This is a genomic window from Blautia sp. AF17-9LB, from assembly GCF_003479185.1.
In the GTDB taxonomy this organism is placed as follows: domain Bacteria; phylum Bacillota; class Clostridia; order Lachnospirales; family Lachnospiraceae; genus Fusicatenibacter; species Fusicatenibacter saccharivorans.
The window spans coordinates 1-1,091 of sequence record NZ_QUGU01000049.1 but is presented as its reverse complement, the minus strand read 5'-3'; the positions used below and the strand labels follow the sequence as shown (position 1 = coordinate 1,091).

The 1,091-nt window shown below is 34.8% G+C and carries 1 protein-coding gene; it reads right to left on the bottom strand.

Annotation, left to right across the window (positions count from 1 at the left end; all coding sequences use genetic code 11):
* The coding region (locus tag DWX00_RS19415) for a restriction endonuclease subunit S (protein ID WP_147398286.1) at positions 1-1,091 on the bottom strand (1,091 nt) is incomplete at both ends.

Sequence of the window (1,091 nt, the reverse complement as noted above, 5' to 3'; positions counted from 1 at the left end):
CTGCAACTTTTGATTTGTCGACTTGCTTAGCAAATTTTTCAAATTCCTCTTGTAATTCGATTGGCGGATACGGAAATGGATAGGTCTTAAGAGCAGACATTTCGATTCCACTCTGTCCAGCTGTTCTTTGTGACAATCCATCCAAATATTGAAACAAACAATCCTGTTTAAGAAAATATCTTATAAATTCCTTATTTCCCGCCTTCGGAATAGCCTTCATAAGAGCAACATTATATGAACCTTTAATTCCTTTTAGTATCTGAAAAATCGGTGGTCCATATCGACCAATCATAATATCATCTACATCACAAAATCTTTTAGCCATTGATTTTGGAATATAGGTAACATAATTATCCGTCTTATAATCTCTAATCTGAATCAATCGAATATTATCTTCTGTCGCCTCATATTCGAAATATTTTTTATCAGGTTGTGCTCCTCCAATAAATTCAACGATATCATCAACTGTCATCATTGGAAAGCCTTTTTCATTTCTATATGGTGTTCCAAACATCTCGACAAATCGGGCTTTCATCAGCTCATCTAAATTCGTAAGCTCTTGTTTTCGTTGTTCTATAATAATCCTCGTTTTATCAATTATCCTTGAAACTTCATACTGTTTTTCAATTGGTATCTCTGGTATTTTCAAATTTGCAAGTGTATCAATTTTTATACCCTTAATTGTTGCGCCACGTGCTTGGGAATTTAGATATTGACTTTTTCCAGTCAAACACTTGCAAAGATACTCTTTACACCATCTAGTTCCATCTATTCCAATCAGAGAAACAACATCTTGACTGGTAGACATATCAACTAAATTAATGGCTACTTTTCCCACTCCAACACGTGTTCCTATCATTATGGAATTTGCCGGAACAATTTTGGCTGCACTTTGTTTAATAGCGTCTTCTGTAATCCAATTTACTGCGTCACTTCCATCGATTCCCGAACCATTTAAAGCTACTGTTGTGATCCACGGAATATCTCCACCGAAAAATTTTTGATTATTTTTGGATGGTGTTCCTCCAGATTGAAAATCACATATTTCTCCTAGCCTAACATACATACATTTATCCCACAAATCCGAATTT